Consider the following 20,218-nt stretch of genomic DNA (forward strand, 5'->3'; position numbering starts at 1 on the left):
GGGGCGGTTTTCAGGCTTAAATCCGAACATTATGTTCGTTTTTATGCCACAACCTGAATTCTGTCTACCCAGTACCTGTAGAATGTCTCCTGTTGGCCCCGTCCTTGCTCACCTATACTGAATGTACAAAATGAAATTCAAGGAGGGCTTGGCATTGAAAATGAAAGCACTGGCCATCACGGCCTGTACAGTGGCTATGTCGCTGCTAATTGCAGCATGCGGACAAGGAGGAAATACGGGGAACTCCGGCGCAGCGGGGGGCGATACCGCCGGAGCCGCGACCTCCAAGATCAAGCTGTCCGTCTGGCATAATTTCTCAGGCGATGATCTCAGAGCCAAAGCGGTTCGCGCTCAGATCGACAAGTTTAAGGCCGAGCATCCCGAAGTCGAGCTGGACGCCCAGGCGATTCCTCCCGACGGTTACCGCCAGCGGCTGAAGACCGTGGCTGCGGCCGACGAGATGCCGGACGTCTTCTTCACCCAGTCGGGTACGTCCATCAAAGAGTTCTATGACGGCGGGCTGATCCAACCGATTACGTCCCTGCTTGATGAGCACCCTGAGTGGAAGGACAATTTCATTCCGGGTTCGCTGGATTCGCTGTCCTTTGACGGAGAAGTTTACGCGACGCCGCTAAGCGGTTCCGCAACCTCCTTCCTGTTCTACAACAAATCCCTTTTCGAACAATACAACGTTAAGGTTCCGACCACATGGGATGAGCTGATGACGGCGGTCAAGACGTTCAACGACAACAAAATCACCCCGATTTCGCTTGGAAACAAGGCTTCGTGGCTGGCGCAATCCAGTATCATCTCTTCGCTGGCGGACCGCGTCACCGGAACCGACTGGTTCAAGAAGGCGGTCAATCAGGACGGAGCCAAATTCACCGATCCGGAATTCGTGCAGGCGCTGACTTATTTTAAACAGCTGGCCGACGCCAATGCGTTCCAGACCGGCTTCAACAGCCTGGATAACACGCAGATGGAGCAGTACTTCATCGAAGGCAAGGCCGCCATGATGATCGACGGCGCATGGGCGCTGACGAATATGGCCGCATCCGGAACGGAAGAACAGCTGAACCAGGTGGACGTAACGATCCTGCCTTCCGTACCCGGAGGCAAGGGCGACCCGAATTCCATGTCCGGCGGCTCGGGCGGCGGTCTCGCACTTAGCAAGCATGTGGAAGGCGATCAGCTGAAGGCGGCGCTGGAGCTGATTTATACCGTCAGCGGGCCGGATGCCATGAAGGCGATCGCAGGCAGCAACTCGATCGTGACTTACAATGTGGAACTGGATCAATCCCAGGTCATGCCGCTGTTCTACAAAGCGTATAACCTGTATAAATCGGTAAAGCTGACGCCGGTCTATGACGCCTATCTGACCTCCTCGGCTACGGAAGCGGTTAACAACGGACTGCAGGAGCTCTCCATGGGCGGCAATCCGGAAGACATCGCGAAGAAGATACAAGATGCCCAGGCCCGCGAACTCGGCAAGTAAACTCACTTAAGCCCTGTTCCGCTGCACCAAGCTCCCCCCAGGAACAGCGTCCGCTTTCCCTGGGGGAGGCGGGCAGCCGTTCACTTCTTCCATCCTGAAAAGCTAGCATACAAAGGAGGCCGGCTATGGCATTCACGAACCGTCTCAGAGGCTTTATTGTGATTGGGCTGCTGCCTGCCTTGATCATCTATTTGGTCTTCGTTATCGTTCCTATTCTCTGGTCCGCATACTACGGATTCTTCGACTGGAAAGGCATTGGCACCGCCCGCTTTATCGGTCTGGGCAACTACGCCGAGGCGCTTAAGGACCCCATTTTCTGGAAGGCGCTCAAGAACAACCTGATCGTTGTCGCTGCCTCGATTCTGGGGCAACTGCCGATCGCTCTCATACTTTCCCTTATTCTTAGAAAAAGCACGCTGTTTCACCGGTTTGTCCGCTCGGCTGTTTTTATGCCGATGGTCGTTTCGACCGTCGTTATCGGTCTGATCTGGGGTTACATCTATCACCCGCAGATCGGGATATTGAACGTGCTGCTGGAGCAGTTCGGACTTGGCTCATGGATTCGCGACTGGCTTGGTGACCCGGGCATCAACATGTATTCGGTCAGTGCCCCGGTGATTTGGGCGAATATCGGACCTTACCTTATTATTTTTCTGTCCGCGATCCAGAATATCTCCTCCGATGTCGAGGAAGCGGCCAAAATCGACGGGGCCATCAAGGCCAAATGGCTGTATCTCATCGTCATCCCGATGATCTGGGATACGATCAAGGTCGCCATCGTGCTGTGCATCTCAGGCAGTCTTAAAGCGTTTGACCTGATTTTTGTCATGACGGGCGGGGGACCTGCACAGTCTACCGAGCTTCTCGCCACGTACATGTACAACAATACCTTTGAAATTTTCCGTTACGGCTACGGGTCGGCGGTTTCTACCTTAATTATTATCATCAGCATGATTCTGGTGCTCGGCAGCCAACTGCTGATGCGAAAGAGAGGGATGGAATGAAAACGATCGCTACCGGCAGCCTGGCCGAAGGCACGGCTGGCAGGACGTCCAGAGCCCTGAGGTTCAGAGCGTCATGGCTCCTTCATCTTGTGCTTCTCGCTTTTTCGCTGGTCACCCTGTACCCGCTTCTGTGGCTGTTTATCAGCTCGTTCAAATCGAATCAGGATTTCTTCGGCAGCCCGTTCGCGCTTCCGTCGGTCTGGCAGTTTGAGAACTATACCCGGGCTTGGGAGATCGGCGGCATTGGCTCCGCATTCTTGAATTCTGTTGTCGTCTCGGTCTTATCGCTGGTGTTGACTCTGTTTCTCGGAACGCTGACGGCTTTTATCGTATCCCGCCTAGAGTTCCGGTTCAAAGGCCTGATCATGATGCTGTTCGTGCTTGGCATGCTGATTCCCATTCACAGCACGCTGGTGCCGCTGTTCATTCTGATGAAGAGCCTTGGCATCCTGGATACGTATGCATCACTGATTTTGCCGTATACGGCCTTTGAGCTGCCGATCGCTGTATTCGTCGTTGCCGCCTATCTGACTTCCGTGCCGAAAGAGCTGGAGGAAGCAGCCATGATCGACGGCACCGGATACTGGGGAATTTTCTTTCGGATTATCGTCCCGCTGGCGGTTCCCGCCATGGCCACGGTGTCCATTCTCGGCTTCCTCAGATTCTGGAATGATTTTGCGTTCGCGCTCGTCTTTATCAACGATCAGGCGCTGAAGACGCTGCCGCTCAGCCTGTCGCTGTTCTCGGACGGATACGGCACGGACTACAGCCTGACGATGGCCGCCATGTCGATCGCCGTCATTCCGACCATCATCATTTATCTGCTATTCCAAAATTATATTATGAAGGGGATGGTTGCGGGGGCAGTGAAAGGCTGATCCCTCCCATTTCCGTACGGCAATACGGGAAAAGCAAGGTACTCGGGAAATCGAGGGCCCTGCTTTTTTTAAATGATAAGCAAGTATTAACTTCACAGCTATTTCAAAGTATCCTCCGGGATGGCTGCTTACCTGATGCGGTCTGTAGTTAAGAGCCGGCTTAGCGGGCGGTTTTTCTTTTTTTATTTTTCCAAACGGTTTGAAATAAGTAATAAACACCATGAACAATAAACAGAGCATGTTGAAGCAGGAAGTGACCATCATCGACAGAATTTCAACTGAACCGTACATATACGTCACAAGTTCACAACATCTCGGTGCTGCAAGCTTCTGCTAATATTGATAGGTTAGAATCGGTTAAATGTTACGTAGACCCGAAATGAGGGGGAGGACAACAAATGCCGCAACGAACTGTGACGCCGTTAGATTTGCAGGTTGCCCCGCAGGCCGGCTTGCTCCCGACGAAAAAGAAAGAACGGATGAGAAGAAATAACCCTGTTAAGGGCGTTTGCGTTTCTCGCCATTACCTTGCAGCACAGCATAGCGGAATATATTTACCGGAGCGATATTTTGCAGTCCGATGCCATCATGCTGGTGATGCTGTTTGATTTCACGCGCTTCGGGACGCCGACTTTTGTGTTCCTGTCCGGGCTGCTGCTGTTTTACAACAACAACGGTACGCTTTCCTATTGGCCTTTTATCCAAAAAAGGCTGTACAGGGGAAGGCTGCACTTCAAAAATGTCTTAGATCTTTCCCGCAGCCGCCAAGATTCGCTTGGCCAACTCATCCCCTCGTTGTTCCAGAATCCCGATGGATTGGAGTAAATCCGCTTGCTGCTGCCGCTGCTCCTTCGTCCAGGCTTTTTTCGGAGAATCGTAGGTGTCCAAGGATTTCGCATCGGTCAGACTTGCGTAGAAAGGTCGAAGCTGGGCATGCATTTTCTCGTAGACATCGACCATTTCGCTTAGGTATCCGGTTAGAGAGGACGCCGGGAATGAAAGTGTATGTTTTAAATAGATAGCCGCGCTTCTTCTGGCATCTGTCAGAGCCATTAGGCAAAAGTGGTTGCCGCCGAGTCTTCGAGCAAAATCCTGTGAATTCGCCGTTTGATACCATTGTTCATCCAGCAAACCTTCCCGCCATGCTTGCAGGGCTTGATAACCCAGTTTATATCCTCTGTTTTCCTGGGCGTACATGGAGTCTAATTTGACCTGAAGCGAAGCGTAGAGATTGTCCAGAGCGGATGGCTTGGCGACTTCGTCGTTAAAACGAATGAGGATGAAAGGCCATTGATCCACATTCAGGTATCCTTTGCTTATTTTCATGTACTCTTGAAATTCCGGGTCATCTTTATGATCTTCAAAGGTCTCATCGTCAAAATAACTGCGGCACAGCAAGGTTTCTCCACCATTTAGATAGCCTGTGATGATTCCCCACTCGGGAGCAACCCGCAGATTAATGGCAATCGGCAAGTGGTGTTTTTTGATGCTTTCCTTGATGAGCTGTTTTTCCAACTCACGTTCTTTGGATGTGATCCGGTCAGTCCAGCTGACCTGAAGGCCATAGGCTTTAAATGCCGGAGCGGCATAGTCGTAAGCGACCAGAGCATCCGCGGAGCTATAATCCCAAACGGGGGTGAAAGCGACTCTCCAGCACGCCCCGGACACGCCCATTACGGTTTCATAAGTAGTTTCCTGTCCCATGGTTTTTAGTGAATGATAAAGAGCGCCTGCCCATGAACAATCCATCTCTTGACCAAAACCCAGATGGCCGACATCCTGTACAATATAGCAATCATTCACGGAGTCACTTCTAAAAAGTTGCGCACGGTCCGGGGTGTAATGGATCGTATCGCCTTCCGAGCAGCTTATGGCGTGTATGCCGGTGGCGTTTACATAAACCAGCAAAAGATAATCTTCACCGTGATTGTCGATCAGGCTTGGGAACAGCTCATGAGTTACGGTGAAATGCTCCCACTTAAAATATTGATAATGTTTCATTTTATTCATGATATTCTGATGCTTCTGCTCATTGCCATATGCAGCAAATACAAACTCCAGTTCTCCAGAGGGTAGATTAAAGCCCTCGCTATCGAGATTGATGGCTAACAGGCTATCCTGCAAAACATAAGCGGCATAGGTGCCCGAAGGAATCTGGTATTTGATAAGCAGCAGCTTTATTCGATTGCTTCGAATGCGATGGGGCAGGGTATGATCATTCAGGAAAAATGTCAAATGATTGTCGATAACGAACTGGTTTACAAAATGAGTGACGTCGTGGCTTTCACAACCATCGGTGTAGATGGCTTGGAGAACCACCAATTGCTGCGGCATCAAAATACGATCGATCGATTGACCCAATATATGTGATAGTAAAGGAAGCGTAGAGGTTTCGGGCAAGGATTTACCGGTCTCCCACTTTGAAACGGCTTGGGCGCTAACATTTAATTGTTCAGCCAATTGTTCCTGCGACAATTGTTTTTCTTTGCGAAGTGTAGAAATCCGTTTTCCGACTGCGGCAGCACTTATCATTAATCACATCTCCTACGATTGTATTGCGACGTCGTTGCTCTTATTATAGTAGCTCGAAATCGGGAGTACCATTTATCCGAGGATCAGTAAAGCTGATATTCTGCAACTGCGGGTTGAGTGTAGATGTGGAAGGGAGCAGCATTAGCCGTCAAAATGATATAATAACAACGATAGAGCTAAGCCATTGGGTTTACCGATACACTCAATAACAATTATCCATTTTTCACAAAGGAGCTCTAACAAAGTGAACGATTTTTGGGGATTTTCGTGGGAAGGGCTTGTCGTTTTCGTATTGGTAATGGTGCCGAATCTGTTTTATTTTTGGCTTCCAAAGTCGAACGTGGAGGGAAGAGCCGCAAGCCATCATTGGTTACTGGATGTGATTGAGCATGCGAGTCAGGCTGTTTTCGTCTTACTTTTAGTGTTTTGGGGAAGCCATCACGATTCTCCTATGCTAAGTCCATATACTTTAGGTATGGCGGTATTTCTGTTTGTATATTATTTGCTATGGATACTCTATTTCAGAGGCTGCAAAATTTTGACCGTGCTGCTTGGAATGGCTGCCACGCCTGTGGCGTATTTCATTTTGGCGGAAATTTGGCTTCATAAAGGGCCGGCCATTGTGCCGACCGCGATTTTTGGCGTCACGCATATCGTCATTACTTATATCGATTATCGATCGTTACATAAAAGTTAGATTAATTGCTACCCTTTACAAGGGCGATCACCCCGGCAAAATAAAAAGCCGAACCCAAGCATCAAACATCAACTTAGGTTCAGCCTATAGGGTTACAGCATTCTTCCTTTACTACTCTAGTCAAGCCAGCTGCTCAATTAACAACTGGGCAGTCTCGCGGGCATGCTGTGCCGAATGAGGATCAGTCTGCAGCATCGCAATCGTGATGGCGCCTTCCACGAGCAAATACAGGCCGTTGGTTAAGGCGTCGGGCTTTGCGGCTCCGGCCTCTTTTACAAGTGTCCCGAGAAAATCGCGCATGTAGGTCTTATACTGCTGAGCCGCCTCATAGTAGGGGTGAGAGTGTTCCGCATACTCCGAGGCCGTCTTGATAAAAGCGCACCCGTTGAAGTTCGGTTCCACAAACCATTCGCCCAGCACGTCGAATACGGCAAGCAGTTTTTCTATGGGAGTTGACCCCCGCTTGTTCACGTTACGCTCGAACCATTCCCGCCACTGCTCATCCTGTCTCATCAAATAAGCCAAGACCAGCTCTTCCTTGGATGGAAAATGGTTGTACAGCGTCATTTTGGCTACCTGAGACTCGGCGACGACTTGGTCTACACCGGTTGCGCGGATTCCTTTGGGAAGGCTATGTGCGCGCCATTGGGGTGTGCAACTGCCACGAGCAGCATTTAAACGCGATTATGCAAAATTATGAGACCGTGCCGATGGTCAATCAGGTGGAGCTGCATCCGCTGCTGTCGCAGGAACGGCTGCGCGCTTTTTGCCGGAACAACGGCATTCAAATCGAGGCCTGGGCCCCGCTGATCCGGGGGCAGTTAAATATTCCTCTACTGTGGGAGCTGGGAAGAAAATACGGCAAGACGCCTGCGCAAATCATCCTCCGCTGGGACTTGCAGCACGGCTTCGTCACCATTCCGAAATCGGTTCATGACAGCCAATTCGGGAGAATGCTGACATTTTTGATTTTGAACTTGCCGAGGAAGATATGAGAGCCATCGATGCGCTGAACCGTAATGCCCGCTGGGGACCGGACCCTGATAATTTCAACTTTTAAGCTGCCATCAAATACGAGCTCTGAAAAAAACGAAAAGGAGCCCTGCCGCTTCATAAGCTGGCGAGCTCCTTTTCTGTGCAATTAGGCGAATATCCGGCTGACTTGCTCGACTTCGTCCGGAAGAGACGCTCCTATTTCCTCCACCATATCCTTGGTGATGCGCAGGTTTTGCATGACTCTGGCATTGATCGGATGGCGCACATCCAGTCCAATCAGCCTTTGATAGTATTCCGTGCTGATGCAGTCGGCTACGTGAATAAGTTCGATTTCGCTTAGATTGTCTGTGGACAGCAAAGGCGAATGGTGATATTTAACGACCAACCCGAGATCTTCGGGAAGCCCCCATTTTTCGCAAATCCAGGCTCCGATATCGGCGTGAGTCTTTCCGCCCAGGGCGATTTTTTCCGCCACAATATGGTGTACGCCTCTACTCATTGTTTCAAATATCTGGTCAACCAGGTCCGGAAGACACGCGTTGAGAATGGCGAAACCAATATCATGACAAAGGCCATAGGAGAAGAGCTGAAATCTGTCGCCGATCTTTAGTTTGGACGAGAGTATGTTGCAGGCAACTGCGGTTCCGAGATTATGTTTCCAGTATTGATGGCTTGAAAAAAGCGAGGATTGTTTTCCTAATTCATCATGAAATAACAGTTCAGTAATAAAATAAATCAACAAATTCCGCATCGTTTTCATGCCGAGGAAGACAATGGCTTCATTAATATTCTCGATCGTTCGGGAAATTTGATAGTATCCGGAATTCACATTGGTGAGAACGGCTTGGTTCAATCCATCGTATAAAGCTACTTTTTCTGCAAGAAGATCGATGTCCAGCAGATCCGGTTGTCTGATCATTTCAAAAATATCGCTGATTTCCGGGGGGATAACGGGCATTTTGGGTGAGGTTTCCAGCGCTTGATACACGTCTATTTGATTCATCCTTTTCACCTCTTCCAATACTTTGGCGATATTTATCGACATTTTTTGTGAACGTGAAATTTCAGCCAGATCGCTTCATTATATAATATCTGGAAGTTCAGTCCGTCGATAAAATGTTACAAATATCGGGCGTCTTCTTCGTTATGTATGAATTTTGACGGGGGCAGCGGATATGTATCGGCTTGTTTTATTTGGTATTATATGCTAAACTACGAAAAGTACAAGAACAAACGTTCTATATTTTTGAAGGTGGCTGGCGATTTTCATTTTTACTCTTAGGAGGAGGAGAGAAGAAATGGAACGACGGGAAATCAAGCTGTTTCCTTATCGAGTAGAAGCTCAGGCTGAGCAGGTGAACGAAATTCCGAAAGGCATCGAGATGATTCAGGCACCGGCGGTGTGGGGCCAGACAAAGGGCGAAGGCATTACGGTAGCCATTCTGGATACGGGGTGCGAAGTCTCGCATCCGGATTTGAAGGGGCGAATTGCCGGCGGGCGGAATTTTACAGATGATGATAACGGCAACCCTGACATATACGTGGATTATAACGGGCATGGCACACATGTAGCCGGAACGATTGCGGCGATCAGTAATGGTACCGGGGTGGTTGGTGCGGCGCCGGAGGCGAAGCTGCTGATCCTGAAGGTGCTGAACAAGGACGGCTCAGGCCAATATGAATGGATTATCAACGGGATCAATTACGCGGTTGAGCAAAAGGCCGATATCATCTCCATGTCGCTCGGCGGACCGGAGGATGTGCCGGAGATGCATGAAGCGATCAAGCGGGCGGTGGAGGCGAATATTCTCGTGATCTGCGCGGCAGGGAACGAGGGCGACGGCAATTACGCTACCGACGAATTCGGCTATCCCGGCTCCTACAACGAAGTCATCAGCGTGGGCGCCGTCGATTTGCAGCGGCACTCGGCCAATTTCACGAATTCGAACAATGAAGTGGATCTTGTCGCCCCGGGAGCGGGAATTCTGTCAACCTACCTGAACAAAGGATACGCGACGCTAAGCGGCACCTCCATGGCAACGCCGCACGTATCGGGTGCCATGGCGCTGATCAAGCGGATTGCAAGCGAAAGCTTCGGCCGTGACCTGACGGAAACCGAGCTGTATGCGCAGCTCATCAAGCGAACGATCCCGCTTGGCAACTCGCCGCGGCTGGAGGGCAACGGGCTCTTATACCTGACAGCTCAGGAGGAGCTGGCCAAAATCTTTACCCCTGCTGTCGTCGCGAAGGTACTAAGCCTATGACGCGCAGGATTCGGATGCTGGCGCTTGAGCTGGAAGAGGCCAAGAACATACACCTTGCGATGACCGGCGAACGTCCTTACTATGACGAAGCGCGGGATAACGAGCTGAGAAATAGCTATTACAGCGGCCGCGTCATGAATCGAAATGAGCTTCAGCAGCTGCTGGAGCGGACTCACGACCATCGGCTGCCTTACAAGCCTTACCGTTATGTCTATCCGTGGGTCGACCTGCAGGAGAATGGACAGCTCAAAAGCTTGTACTCCGGCCGCGGCATGTCCCCGCTTGAAGCGATTGAAGCGGATATCCGGCTGCTTGAAGCAGTGGATGCGGTAAGCCTAGCGGGTGAAATCATGCTGAACTGCGAGCATGTCGTGCCGCAATCATGGTTCGGGAAGCAGGAGCCGATGCGGGGCGACCTGCATCATCTATTTGCCTGCGAGCCGGGCTGCAACAGCAGAAGAGGAAATCATCCGTATTATGATTTTTTGGACTATACGCCGGAAGCGAGTGCGCAGGATGTCATTGCGGGCTGCGGGAAACAGGAGGACGACCGGTTTGAGCCTGAATACGGCAAAGGCATTGTCGCCCGCGCAACCCTTTATTTCCTGCTCCGCTACCCGGGGGCGATTGACCGCAGCCAAGTTGATGTAACGCTGCTGCTAGAATGGCACCGCAGTTTTCCGGTTACGCGGTATGAACTCCACCGGAATCTGGCGATATTCGAGCTGCAGGGCAACCGCAACCCGTTTATCGATTTTCCGGAAGAAGGAGAGCGGTGGGCGGGAATCGGCGGTAACTAGGGTGTCTGTCAGCAACCTCAAAAACGCTTAACGGGAGACTAACTCCATATTAAAACCCGCTCTGGAAGCGGGTTTTTGACGTTTTATACGTCAAAACTATAGTCCACAAAATAATCCGGCATTTCTGGTCTTTGCCCTTACAACAAAGCTTAGCCTGTGTTAGGGGAAGCAGAAATCTCACGAACTATTCGTATAACGATGTGCATGGAATTGAGTATGAAAAATCATATTGACACATTCATTGATAATGATTATCATTACATCAACATTGATAATGATTATCAGTTAGATAATATCAGAAATACAGCGGAATAGGGGAGACTGGATAAAAATGAAGAGGTCGTTAATTGTATTAAGTTGTTTCTTGTTATTAATGGTTCTTGTCGCTGGTTGCGGAGGACAATCGGAGAATGTCGGAAAACAGCCGGAAGCTGCAAAGCCAGATGTTCGTATCATTAAACATGCTATGGGTGAAACAAAGGTTGAGGGCACTCCTCAACGAATCGTAACTTTATACCAAGGCGCAACAGATGCAGCAGTAGCTTTAGGCATTATACCGGTTGGTGTAGTAGAGTCTTGGACGCAGCAGCCTATGTATGAATACTTAAGAGATCAGTTGAAGGATGCAGCTATTGTTGGTTTGGAGACTCAGCCAAACTTGGAGGAGATTGCCAAGCTGAAACCTGATTTGATCATCGCTTCCAAGCTTCGTAACGAAAAAGTGTACCAGCAGCTTTCCGAAATCGCTCCTACAGTAACGCATGAAACGGTTTATAAATTCAAGGATACCGTTGAGTTGATTGGGCAAGCGGCTAATAAGGAAGAGAAGGCTAATGAATTGCTTGAACAATGGAATCAAAGAACGGCCGACTTTAAAACTAAAATATCCGCAAAATTAGGCGCTGAATGGCCTGTTGAAGCTTCTGTGCTTAACTTCAGATCCGATCATGCCAGAATCTATGTTACAGGTTTCGCAGGCGATATTTTAAGTGAACTTGGTTTTGTACGATCTGAAGTTCAACAAAAAGCAGCCGATGAAGGAAACGTGGTGCTCAAGTTAACAGACAAGGAAAGCATTCCATCAATGAATGCGGATGTATTCTTTGTTTTTAATGCCGATGGACACAGCCCTGATGCAGCTATGATACAAAAAACTTATGACGAATGGACAAATCATCCTTTATGGAAGAATCTCGATGCTGTTAAAAACGGTCAGGTAACGATCGTTGACGAAGTGCCGTGGAATATGGGCGGCGGCTATATAGCTGCTAATACTATGCTGGATCAAATTTACGATTATTACAAATTGGAAAAATAATCATCAAAGATTAGGGGGAGAGATCCCCCTATTTTTACATATTTAAATTTATCTTGAAAAGAGTGACTTTTATGGACCCGTTACTTCCCCGGACTTCACTTAAGATACTTGGCCTTTGGATCGGACTATGTATCTTAATGTTGTCTTTTATGTCCAGTATGGTATTTGGTCAGACGCCGACACCTATTAAAAAGGTAATCGAGGCATTTATACAATTTGATGAAACATCAACGGAACATATCATCATTACGACTACTCGCCTTTCAAGGGCAGTCATTGCAGTAGTCATTGGAGCTAGTCTTGCCACTGCCGGTGCGCTGTTGCAGGCGTTAACAAGGAACCCGCTGGCTTCTCCAAGTATATTTGGAATCAATGCAGGTGCTTTATTTTTTGTTGTGTTTGCTACAGTTTCGTTCTCAGTTAGTTCTCTTAATCATTTAATGTGGTTTGCATTTCTGGGAGCAGGCCTGGCGTCAATCCTGGTTTTTTTGCTTGGATCTCTTGGAAGAGACGGTTTATCACCGATTAAGATTGTATTAGCGGGAGCCGCACTAACTGCTCTCTTTAATTCATTCACTCAAGGTTTATTGGTTCTTAATGAACAGAGCTTAGAGGGTATATTATTCTGGCTGGGGGGTTCTGTTTCAGGGAGATCCCTGGATATGCTTCAGCCGGTTTTGCCGTTTATGATAGGGGCCGGTGTTTTGTCTCTGTTTCTGGGGAATTCCATTAATATTTTAACTTCAGGGGAAGACATAGCTAAAGGATTGGGACAGCAAGTGATATTAGTTAAACTCTTAATGGGAACTGCTATCGTTATGCTGGCTGGAGGATCAGTTGCAGTGGGCGGTTTCATCGGATTTATAGGTTTGATTATTCCTCATATTGTTCGTTTCCTTGTCGGTACTGATTATCGATGGATTATCCCTTACTGTGCAATTTACGGTGCCAGCTTATTATTATTAGCTGATGTAGGAGCAAGATTTGTCATAATGCCTGAGGAAATGCCGATTGGTGTGATGACAGCTATGCTTGGAGCTCCATTTTTCATCTATATGGCACGGAGGGGGACCAATAAGTAATGAGGAAACATACGACTGTACGGAATCGTTCAGGAACCATTTCTTTTTTAATTGATCATAAATCAGTTCTTGTTATCATCGGATTGTTTAGTCTATCGCTGTTATTAGTTGTTATAGGATTATCCGTTGGAAGCACCATGATCAATCCTTTGGAAGTCATTCAACATCTTCTGGGGATGGGCAATAAAGAGCATACATTTGTTATTGAGACGCTTAGACTCCCTAGAATCGTTCTTTCATTTCTTGTAGGAATTTCCCTGGGTGTTTCGGGACTACTTTTACAAGGGATCGTACGAAATCCGCTGGCATCTCCTGATATTATCGGAATAACCGGCGGAGCGGCAGTAACTGCCATTTTGGTGATTACCTTCTTTTCAGAGCTAAGTATACGTTGGATACCGGTAGCAGCAATTACAGGCGCAGGATTGATATCTCTCCTGATTTATGTTTTGGCTTGGAAAGGGGGAGTTACCCCGATTCGGCTTGTACTGATTGGAATTGGAGTTCAGGCGGCAACGGGTGGAATTGTAACGATGATGATCGTTTTAAGCCCTACATACTCTACGAGTGAAGCGTATATTTGGTTGACCGGGAGTGTTTATGGAGCGAATTGGAACAATGTTAAATCAATGCTCCCTTGGGTATTGGTATTTGTTCCGCTTTCATTGGTATTATCCCGAAAAGTAAATGTACAGGAACTGGGAGACGATATGGCTCTTGGTTTAGGGACAAAGGTGCAAACGGATCGCTTTATCTTACTCTTTGTTAGTGTAGCTTTAGCTGGTTCTGCAGTTGCATTTGCAGGCGGAATAGGCTTCGTGGGATTGATTGCGCCTCATATTGCAAGAAAACTGGTAGGCCGGTCATTTGCCAGTTTGGTGCCTGTGTCGGCTCTAATCGGAGGACTCATCGTGGTTTTGGCCGATATTGTTGCCAGAACAGCTTTTCTCCCGCTCGATCTGCCTGCCGGAGTTTTTGTGTCGGGGATCGGAGCTCCGTTTTTTATATATTTGCTGTATCGAAACCGCCATGTTTAAAAGAAGGAGTGAAGGTGAAAATGACTGCTTTGGAAACGAAAGATTTAACATTGGCCTATAGAGAAAAACCTGTTATAAATGGCTTGAATTTAAAACTGCCCAAAGGTGAAATCACGGTATTTGTCGGGAGCAACGGTTGCGGCAAGTCTACGCTGCTCCGATCCTTGGCTCGTTTATTGAAGCCGCTAAGAGGCGCGATCGTGTTGGATGGGCAGAAGATCTCCTCCATGCCAACCAAAGAAGTGGCCAAGCGATTGGCTATTCTCCCCCAAGGGCCTATTGCGCCAGAGGGATTAACCGTGCATCAACTCGTTAGGCAGGGGCGGTATCCGCATCAAAATTGGCTGAAACAGTGGTCTCAAGAGGATGAGAAGAAAGTACAGAAGGCATTGGAGGATACCAATTTAACAGCATTCGCCGATCGTTCCGTTGATTCGCTGTCGGGAGGACAGCGGCAGAGAGCCTGGATTGCGATGACCCTTGCACAGGACACCGACATTATTTTGCTGGATGAGCCTACAACTTATTTGGACATGACTCATCAAATCGAAATCTTAGACCTGTTGTTTGATCTGAATGAGGAAGAAAATCGGACGATCATCATGGTTCTACACGACTTGAATCTGGCTTGCCGGTATGCACATCATATTGTGGCTATTAAGGATCAGCAAGTGTATGCACAAGGTCAGCCGGAGCATGTGATTACAGAAGCGCTGGTCAAAGATGTGTTTCAATTAAATTGTGAAATCGTGCAGGACCCTCTTTATGGATCGCCTATGTGTATCCCTCATGGTAAAGGCAGAAGAAAAATCCAAATGGGCGCCGACGAGATTGTGACGCCGAAGAGTATTTAATCAAGGAAGCGAAGAGAATGGATTACCAACGGCGCTTTGTCTGAGCCTTCCTTCCGGGAACGGGAACCGGACGGGCTCTGCCCTGTCCGGCGGACTTCATGCTTAATAATTTCAAGCCGATTTCATTTCTGTTGAAAAATATGTATTGTCCTCTCGCTCAATTCATGCTATATTACTTTTTGTGCCCGCAATGTTTTACATCATACGCGGTCGTGGCGGAATTGGCAGACGCGCACGGTTCAGGTCCGTGTGGGCTAACCCCCCGTGGAGGTTCGAGTCCTCTCGACCGCATATCTAAATAGATAACTGCAGGTACAATCCTTGAGCAGCTCTTCAATTATGAAGAGCCTTTTTCTTTTTTTCGGCGGTCTATTTTATTGGAAAAGAAGTGAAGTTATGATTCAACCGAACGTGAAGGTGAAGCAGGGATTTCTCGATAAATATTTCTCCGGCGAGGCGATTGATTACCGGCAGATTATCTCGCTGTTCATCCCGATTCTGATTGATCAGGCGTTCGTGGTCGGCCTTAATCTGATCAACACGGCCATGATCAGCTCGGCGGGGGTAGCAGCGGTCAGCGCGGTCAACATGATTGACTCGCTCAATATTTTTCTCATCAGCGTGTTGATTGCGGTAGCGACTGGTGGAACGGTTGTTGTGGCCCAGTATAAAGGAAGCGGCAACCTTCTGATGGTCTCCAAGGCCACCGCCGGAGCCGTGTCCTCAGTGTCTCTGCTCGCGCTGTTTGTCGGGCTGTTCGGCATACTGTTTCATGGCCCGTTGCTTCATCTGCTGTTCGGCGCAGCTGAACCGGATGTTATGGCCAATGCCCGGACATATTTGATCGGAAGCAGTATATCCTACCTGGGAATTGCCGTCGTGGAAGCAGTATGCGGAGCCCTCAGGGGCACCGGAAGAACGCGGGCGTCGCTGGTGCTGTCTCTGATCATGAACCTGATTTATGTACTCCTCAATCTCGTGTTCATCAATCTTTTGCAGATGGGCGTTCTCGGCATGACAATCTCCATCAATGCTGCCCGGTATTTGGGGGCCGCTTGCGCGCTGTATTATTTGTTCCGAATGGACAGCAGCCTGCACATCAAAATCCGCGATATTCTAACTTTCAATTTATCCATGCTGAAAAAAATCATGTTTATCGGTTTGCCGTTCGCAGCGGAGCAGATGTTTTTTAACGGGGGCAAAATTTTGACCCAAATCTTCATCGTCAGTCTTGGAACGTATGCCATTGCCACCAATGCGATTTGCTCCGCTCTGGCCGGAGTGATGCAAATCCCCGCGAATGCGCTCGCTTTGACGATTATTACGGTAGTCGGTCAGTGCATAGGTAGGGAAAATGTCCGGGATGCGAGAAAATTCACCAAATCCTTTATTGTTGCCTCCTCGCTTTCCTTTGCAGTCATGGGGCTATTGATCCTGCCGCTGTTTAATCCGCTCGTATCGCTGTTTAATCCTCCGGCCGAAATTGTGGACGATATTTTCTGGATCGTGCTGATCAATACACTTGCCCAAATCCCGCTGTGGTCGCTCAGCTTTATCATGCCTTCCGCGCTCAGAGCGGCGGGGGATTCGAAATTTACGTCCATCGTTTCCATGCTGTCCATGTGGCTGTTCCGCGTCGTGCTCGGTTATATTTTGGGGATCGTTCTGCATTTGGGCATTCTCGGCGTCTGGCTCGCGATGGATTGCGAATGGGCCGTACGGGGCGCGATCTTCCTGAAGAGATTTCTCGGCAAAAAGTGGTATCAGCACCGGCTTATTTAACAATTGTGTTAAACTCTCGCTGTGGAGGCCCGGAATCATTGCTCGGGATAGAGGGACTGCCTTATGATGGATGTAATCAATCCGTCTAAAGGGGGTACATTAAATGGCGCAAATTATTTTCTATACGAAAAATGGCTGTATGGGGGGCGCCCGCCAAAAGGCGCTGCTCGAGAGTTATGGTCACACGGTGGAGGAGCGGTCGCTGCTTGATACGGAATGGACACCTGAAACGCTGCAGCCGTATCTGGCCGGCCTTGAGCTGAAAGACTGGTTCAACCCGAACGCCCCCTCGGTCAAAGCGGGCCGGGTCGTCCCGGGAGCTCTTTCCCGGGAGGAGACGCTGGAGCTGTTATGCAGCGACCCGATTCTGATCAAGCGCCCGCTGATCAACACCGGCAGTCAGGTTTTTGCGGGATTCGATTCGGAATACCTGAAGGAGATCGGTCTCTGTGAAGTTCCCTCGGGATACAATACAGGGTGCCAGATGAAAGACCAGGGAAGCGCCTGCTCGTCTTCCGAGGCGTGAAGGACGCCGGGAAACCAATAATCGAAGCGTGGGGAATGAGAGAGTGCCTTTTTAGGCGCTCTTTTTTTCGGTTGGCTGGCAGGTTGCCGCTGGACGGCGGCCTGAAGGTTCGGGAGCACCTAATGTTAACTTAGCTCCCGTGTTTTCCGAAGCTTTGTTGAACAGCCTTGGTATTTGATTGTGCAGGCAGTATAGTGTTTGTTAATTACTCTGGCGATCAAGAAGAACCACCCGGCGATGCGCATTTGAAGTATAAATAGTACGAAATAAAGAGGAGGCAGGCGAATGCCGAACAGGATTGCGATTGGCAGCAGCGACGGGCAATGGATCGACCAGCATTTTGGCAGCTGTGAGCAGTTTGTGGTTTATGATGTATCCGCGGCGGGTGATTGGACGCTGGTGGAAGTACGCACAACGGGAAGCGAAGGCTTCACCGGCAGGCACAGCCAGGAGCAGTTGAACCAAATTATAGCTCTTATATCCGATTGCAGCACCGTGCTTGTCAGCCGGCTCGGCATGGGGGCCTCGGAGGAGCTTAAGGAGCGCGGGATTGCGTTCAGCACCGATTATATCTCATTAAAGCATGCCCAGGAGAAGCTGGTTACGGTTTGAGTTCAAGACCTCCGCCGTTTCGTGATGTTATCTGAAGCGGAGGTTGTGCCTTCTGTGTTTTTTGCTGAAACGATACAATCGATTCAATCATAGCGCTTTCAGCCTGCGTGTTCATACTCTGTGGTTGGTCCCGGACACTTCGGCCACCTTGGACACTTTCGGCAGTAGTTCGCGATAAACGTCCAGCATCTCTTCCGCCATGCGTCCGGTACGGTAGAAGTCAAGTCCGATGCCGGAGCGGACCCGGTAGCGCCGCCGCATGACGTCGTCGGAGAGGAGCCGGTCGATCGCATCCGCGAGCGCTTTGGCGTTTCTGGGCGGCACCAACAGGCCGGATTCTCCGTGATCCAGCGCCTCGGGAATGCCGTCCACCTCTGTCGCGACGATCGCGCAGCCCGATTCCCTGGCTTCAATCAGGACGAGCCCGAACGGCTCCTTGTGGGAGGCCAGGACAAATACATCGGCCGCTTTCATCCACCGGCGGCTTTCAGCCTGAAAGCCGGCGAATCGGATGCGGCCGGAGAACGGGGAAGCGGAGGCCCGCTCTTCGAACTTTGCCCGGTCCGGTCCGTCGCCTACGATATACAGCCTGGCGTCCGGATGGCTGCCCGCAAGGAGATCGAATGCGTCAATGAGGTCGGAGATCCCTTTGCGCTCGTACATACCGGCAACCGTAACAATAGCACGCCCTTCCAGAGGCTGGGGGCTGAAATCCGCTTGGCGCGGGCTTCCGATCGAGCCGTTCAGAATGACGCGCAGCTTGTCCCGCTTGACGCTGCGGCCCGCCATGGCATCGCACACCGCCTGGCTGACGGCGATCACCCGGTCGCCGACTCTCATGAAATCGGCACTCTTTTGAAATTCGTTATGCACATGGGTTACGATCTTGTACTTGCGGAAGCCTCTCAGATAACGGGCGAAGAGCGCGCCGGTCATCATATGCGCATGAATGATATCAGGGGAGAAGTCCGCAACCATCCGTCTGAAATTAAAAACAGCCCGCAAGAGCTGGGCTGGCTTTCTCGTCTGGTCCAGTCGGTAGTGACGAATGTGATTTCGGGCAAGAAGCTCTTCGTACTGGCCGCCTCCCGATATGATTCCTACCTCATGATTTCTTGCAGTCTGCTCGCAGGCCAGGTCGATCATCACGTTGACGATACCGTTGCCCGACTCTTTGACATGATTGGCAATATGAAGGATACGCACCAAGGTCCCCTCCTTATACAGGCCGTTTCTCGCTTTCGATGACATAGACCGGCTTCTCGCGCTTTTTCTCCCGGCCGTACAGCTCATACAGCTTGATTTCCTTGAGGAACTCATAATACATCCAGAAAAAAGCGACGCTGAACCCGGCAATACCTTTCGTAATCATCTTGCGGACGAACAGGGTATAGACGAACTTGGCGGGCGGACGGAACAGAAGCCTCATCAGGCTGAACGGCCGCTGCTTGTCATATTCTTTTCTCGCCTCGAGATCGGTGTATTTATTGAAGCGCTGCACATGGTCCTGGATGCTGCGGTACCCGTGATGCCAGAGCGTACCCGCAAGGCATGGCACGGCGGAAGGGTCGACATCCGGGCCTTCGTGAACAAGGACATCCTTCATCCGCACTTCATCTTTCTTGTACAGCCTCACGAGGTGCTCGCCCCTTGGCATCCACTTGCCGAGAAAATCGCCGATCCGGTAGACCGTATAGGCCTTTATCTCATTTTCCGGCTGCGCCTTCCAGTTCAAAAGCGATTGCTGCAGCTCCTCGCTGACTTCTTCATCTGAATCAATAAAAAAGATCCACTTGCTGGGAGCCACGTCGGCCCCGAATATACGCTGCTTCGCGTACCCCGGCCAAGGATTATGGTAGACGCTGCAGCCCAGACGCTCGGCGATCAGAACCGTTCCATCTGTGCTGCCTCCGTCGACGACGACGATATCATCCGCAAAAGGGCGGCAGGAGAGTATAGCTTGCTCGATTTTCTCCTCTTCGTTCTGAGTGATAATCACAACAGATAATCGTTTGGTGTCAGTCAAGGGTTGGTTCACCTCTTTCGGGTTATTCGCCAGCTAAAATGTAACGGAATTTAAGTGTTGTATGTTTATATTTTTCATAATAAATGGTTTTAGCTTTAGTTTAATCCTTAACCGGAATAAGTGTATATACTACAATAGTTCACCTTATATTCATCCGATGGGGTGAGGGGAAATTGTTACAAATTCATTAAAACATGAAAAGCAGGCATTCAGGTCATTGACGCCGAACGGGTGAAAACAATATAATCCTATCAAGTAAGTTGGAATTAACCAATCTTGCCTTGTGAAAGAATGCACCATCCATATCTTTAAACC

The 20,218-nt window shown here is 49.5% G+C and carries 20 protein-coding genes, 1 tRNA gene and 1 pseudogene; 17 read left to right on the forward strand and 5 right to left on the reverse strand.

The window, feature by feature from the left end; all coding sequences use genetic code 11:
* The first annotated feature begins 160 nt into the window (after positions 1-160).
* The 5 genes from PSAB_RS01020 to PSAB_RS26435 all read left to right on the forward strand — a co-directional run bounded on the left by PSAB_RS01020 (position 161) and on the right by PSAB_RS26435 (position 4,202).
* Positions 161-1,495, forward strand: coding sequence for an extracellular solute-binding protein (locus PSAB_RS01020; RefSeq protein ID WP_025332733.1), 1,335 nt, complete (start codon positions 161-163; stop codon positions 1,493-1,495).
* A gap of 125 nt (positions 1,496-1,620) precedes the next feature.
* Positions 1,621-2,499 carry a carbohydrate ABC transporter permease gene (locus tag PSAB_RS01025; protein ID WP_025332734.1) on the forward strand — a complete coding sequence of 293 codons (879 nt, stop codon included), beginning with the start codon at positions 1,621-1,623 and terminating at the stop codon, positions 2,497-2,499.
* Positions 2,496-3,377: a carbohydrate ABC transporter permease gene (locus tag PSAB_RS01030; RefSeq protein ID WP_025332735.1), complete on the forward strand. Its 882-nt coding sequence runs from the start codon at positions 2,496-2,498 to the stop codon at positions 3,375-3,377. Before PSAB_RS01025 ends, PSAB_RS01030 begins: the two co-directional genes overlap by 4 nt.
* A 398-nt stretch (positions 3,378-3,775) precedes the next feature.
* Positions 3,776-3,985, forward strand: coding sequence for a hypothetical protein (locus PSAB_RS25640; protein WP_158442543.1), 210 nt, complete (start codon positions 3,776-3,778; stop codon positions 3,983-3,985).
* Complete coding sequence (locus tag PSAB_RS26435; RefSeq protein WP_338045059.1) at positions 3,906-4,202, forward strand: hypothetical protein; 297 nt, start codon at positions 3,906-3,908, stop codon at positions 4,200-4,202. Before PSAB_RS25640 ends, PSAB_RS26435 begins: the two co-directional genes overlap by 80 nt.
* On the opposite strand, the gene PSAB_RS24375 is transcribed toward PSAB_RS26435, so the two are convergent.
* Complete coding sequence (locus PSAB_RS24375; RefSeq protein WP_051529694.1) at positions 4,122-5,909, reverse strand: helix-turn-helix domain-containing protein; 1,788 nt, start codon at positions 5,907-5,909, stop codon at positions 4,122-4,124. The two genes, PSAB_RS26435 and PSAB_RS24375, sit on opposite strands and share 81 nt — an antisense overlap.
* Positions 5,910-6,153: 244 nt before the next feature.
* Between PSAB_RS24375 and PSAB_RS01040 the strand changes: the two genes are divergently transcribed.
* Positions 6,154-6,606 (forward strand): hypothetical protein, encoded by a 453-nt coding sequence (locus tag PSAB_RS01040; RefSeq protein WP_025332737.1) that lies wholly within the window; start codon positions 6,154-6,156, stop codon positions 6,604-6,606.
* A gap of 120 nt (positions 6,607-6,726) precedes the next feature.
* Here the strand turns inward: PSAB_RS01040 and PSAB_RS01045 are convergent, their stop codons facing one another.
* Positions 6,727-7,224, reverse strand: coding sequence for a TetR/AcrR family transcriptional regulator (locus tag PSAB_RS01045; protein ID WP_051529695.1), 498 nt, complete (start codon positions 7,222-7,224; stop codon positions 6,727-6,729).
* 8 nt (positions 7,225-7,232) lie between these two features.
* Here PSAB_RS01045 and PSAB_RS01050 point away from each other — a divergent pair.
* Positions 7,233-7,666, forward strand: a pseudogene (locus tag PSAB_RS01050) (aldo/keto reductase); the annotation flags it as partial.
* An 81-nt stretch (positions 7,667-7,747) separates the two neighbouring features.
* Here the strand turns inward: PSAB_RS01050 and PSAB_RS01055 are convergent.
* The gene (locus tag PSAB_RS01055; protein ID WP_025332739.1) at positions 7,748-8,605 is read right to left on the reverse strand and encodes an HDOD domain-containing protein; all 858 of its coding nucleotides are present in this window, start codon (positions 8,603-8,605) and stop codon (positions 7,748-7,750) included.
* Positions 8,606-8,900: 295 nt separating this feature from the next.
* On the opposite strand from PSAB_RS01055, the gene PSAB_RS01060 reads away from it, so the two are divergent.
* The 10 genes from PSAB_RS01060 to PSAB_RS01105 all read left to right on the forward strand — a co-directional run bounded on the left by PSAB_RS01060 (position 8,901) and on the right by PSAB_RS01105 (position 17,877).
* Complete coding sequence (locus PSAB_RS01060; RefSeq protein WP_025332740.1) at positions 8,901-9,866, forward strand: S8 family peptidase; 966 nt, start codon at positions 8,901-8,903, stop codon at positions 9,864-9,866.
* A complete protein-coding gene (locus PSAB_RS01065) occupies positions 9,863-10,666 on the forward strand; it encodes an endonuclease I family protein (RefSeq protein WP_025332741.1) in 804 nt (267 codons plus the stop codon). Before PSAB_RS01060 ends, PSAB_RS01065 begins: the two co-directional genes overlap by 4 nt.
* A 331-nt stretch (positions 10,667-10,997) precedes the next feature.
* Positions 10,998-11,984, forward strand: coding sequence for an ABC transporter substrate-binding protein (locus PSAB_RS01070; RefSeq protein WP_025332742.1), 987 nt, complete (start codon positions 10,998-11,000; stop codon positions 11,982-11,984).
* Positions 11,985-12,055: 71 nt separating this feature from the next.
* Positions 12,056-13,066: a FecCD family ABC transporter permease gene (locus PSAB_RS01075; RefSeq protein WP_025332743.1), complete on the forward strand. Its 1,011-nt coding sequence runs from the start codon at positions 12,056-12,058 to the stop codon at positions 13,064-13,066.
* A complete protein-coding gene (locus PSAB_RS01080; protein ID WP_025332744.1) occupies positions 13,066-14,103 on the forward strand; it encodes a FecCD family ABC transporter permease in 1,038 nt (345 codons plus the stop codon). Before PSAB_RS01075 ends, PSAB_RS01080 begins: the two co-directional genes overlap by 1 nt.
* Positions 14,104-14,123: 20 nt before the next feature.
* Positions 14,124-14,957, forward strand: a complete 834-nt coding sequence (locus PSAB_RS01085) for an ABC transporter ATP-binding protein (protein ID WP_025332745.1) — start codon at positions 14,124-14,126, stop codon at positions 14,955-14,957.
* 206 nt (positions 14,958-15,163) lie between these two features.
* Positions 15,164-15,248, forward strand: a tRNA-Leu gene (locus PSAB_RS01090).
* A 105-nt stretch (positions 15,249-15,353) separates the two neighbouring features.
* Positions 15,354-16,739 carry an MATE family efflux transporter gene (locus PSAB_RS01095; RefSeq protein WP_025332746.1) on the forward strand — a complete coding sequence of 462 codons (1,386 nt, stop codon included), beginning with the start codon at positions 15,354-15,356 and terminating at the stop codon, positions 16,737-16,739.
* A 103-nt stretch (positions 16,740-16,842) separates the two neighbouring features.
* On the forward strand, positions 16,843-17,265 hold the full coding sequence (locus tag PSAB_RS01100) for an ArsC/Spx/MgsR family protein (RefSeq protein WP_025332747.1): 423 nt from the start codon (positions 16,843-16,845) through the stop codon (positions 17,263-17,265).
* Positions 17,266-17,550: 285 nt separating this feature from the next.
* Positions 17,551-17,877: a NifB/NifX family molybdenum-iron cluster-binding protein gene (locus tag PSAB_RS01105; RefSeq protein WP_025332748.1), complete on the forward strand. Its 327-nt coding sequence runs from the start codon at positions 17,551-17,553 to the stop codon at positions 17,875-17,877.
* Positions 17,878-17,988: 111 nt separating this feature from the next.
* Here PSAB_RS01105 and PSAB_RS01110 read toward each other — a convergent pair whose 3' ends face one another.
* Both PSAB_RS01110 and PSAB_RS01115 read right to left on the reverse strand, forming a co-directional pair.
* Positions 17,989-19,083 (reverse strand): glycosyltransferase family 4 protein, encoded by a 1,095-nt coding sequence (locus PSAB_RS01110; protein WP_025332749.1) that lies wholly within the window; start codon positions 19,081-19,083, stop codon positions 17,989-17,991.
* Positions 19,084-19,096: 13 nt separating this feature from the next.
* Positions 19,097-19,903: a glycosyltransferase family 2 protein gene (locus PSAB_RS01115; protein ID WP_025332750.1), complete on the reverse strand. Its 807-nt coding sequence runs from the start codon at positions 19,901-19,903 to the stop codon at positions 19,097-19,099.
* Between the last annotated feature and the right edge of the window lie 315 nt (positions 19,904-20,218).

Source organism: Paenibacillus sabinae T27 (genome assembly GCF_000612505.1).
Taxonomy (GTDB): Bacteria; Bacillota; Bacilli; order Paenibacillales; family Paenibacillaceae; genus Paenibacillus_AQ; species Paenibacillus_AQ sabinae.

What these genes read in the sequence shown, in the direction of transcription:
- PSAB_RS01020 (WP_025332733.1), top strand. Translation starts at nt 161, where the DNA reads ATGAAAGCACTGGCCATCACGGCCTGTACAGTGGCTATGTCGCTGCTA.
- PSAB_RS01025 (WP_025332734.1), top strand. Translation starts at nt 1,621, where the DNA reads ATGGCATTCACGAACCGTCTCAGAGGCTTTATTGTGATTGGGCTGCTG.
- PSAB_RS01030 (WP_025332735.1), top strand. Translation starts at nt 2,496, where the DNA reads ATGAAAACGATCGCTACCGGCAGCCTGGCCGAAGGCACGGCTGGCAGG.
- PSAB_RS25640 (WP_158442543.1), top strand. Translation starts at nt 3,776, where the DNA reads ATGCCGCAACGAACTGTGACGCCGTTAGATTTGCAGGTTGCCCCGCAG.
- PSAB_RS24375 (WP_051529694.1), bottom strand. Translation starts at nt 5,909, where the DNA reads ATGATAAGTGCTGCCGCAGTCGGAAAACGGATTTCTACACTTCGCAAA.
- PSAB_RS01055 (WP_025332739.1), bottom strand. Translation starts at nt 8,605, where the DNA reads ATGAATCAAATAGACGTGTATCAAGCGCTGGAAACCTCACCCAAAATG.
- PSAB_RS01060 (WP_025332740.1), top strand. Translation starts at nt 8,901, where the DNA reads ATGGAACGACGGGAAATCAAGCTGTTTCCTTATCGAGTAGAAGCTCAG.
- PSAB_RS01065 (WP_025332741.1), top strand. Translation starts at nt 9,863, where the DNA reads ATGACGCGCAGGATTCGGATGCTGGCGCTTGAGCTGGAAGAGGCCAAG.
- PSAB_RS01070 (WP_025332742.1), top strand. Translation starts at nt 10,998, where the DNA reads ATGAAGAGGTCGTTAATTGTATTAAGTTGTTTCTTGTTATTAATGGTT.
- PSAB_RS01075 (WP_025332743.1), top strand. Translation starts at nt 12,056, where the DNA reads ATGGACCCGTTACTTCCCCGGACTTCACTTAAGATACTTGGCCTTTGG.
- PSAB_RS01080 (WP_025332744.1), top strand. Translation starts at nt 13,066, where the DNA reads ATGAGGAAACATACGACTGTACGGAATCGTTCAGGAACCATTTCTTTT.
- PSAB_RS01085 (WP_025332745.1), top strand. Translation starts at nt 14,124, where the DNA reads ATGACTGCTTTGGAAACGAAAGATTTAACATTGGCCTATAGAGAAAAA.
- PSAB_RS01095 (WP_025332746.1), top strand. Translation starts at nt 15,354, where the DNA reads ATGATTCAACCGAACGTGAAGGTGAAGCAGGGATTTCTCGATAAATAT.
- PSAB_RS01100 (WP_025332747.1), top strand. Translation starts at nt 16,843, where the DNA reads ATGGCGCAAATTATTTTCTATACGAAAAATGGCTGTATGGGGGGCGCC.
- PSAB_RS01105 (WP_025332748.1), top strand. Translation starts at nt 17,551, where the DNA reads ATGCCGAACAGGATTGCGATTGGCAGCAGCGACGGGCAATGGATCGAC.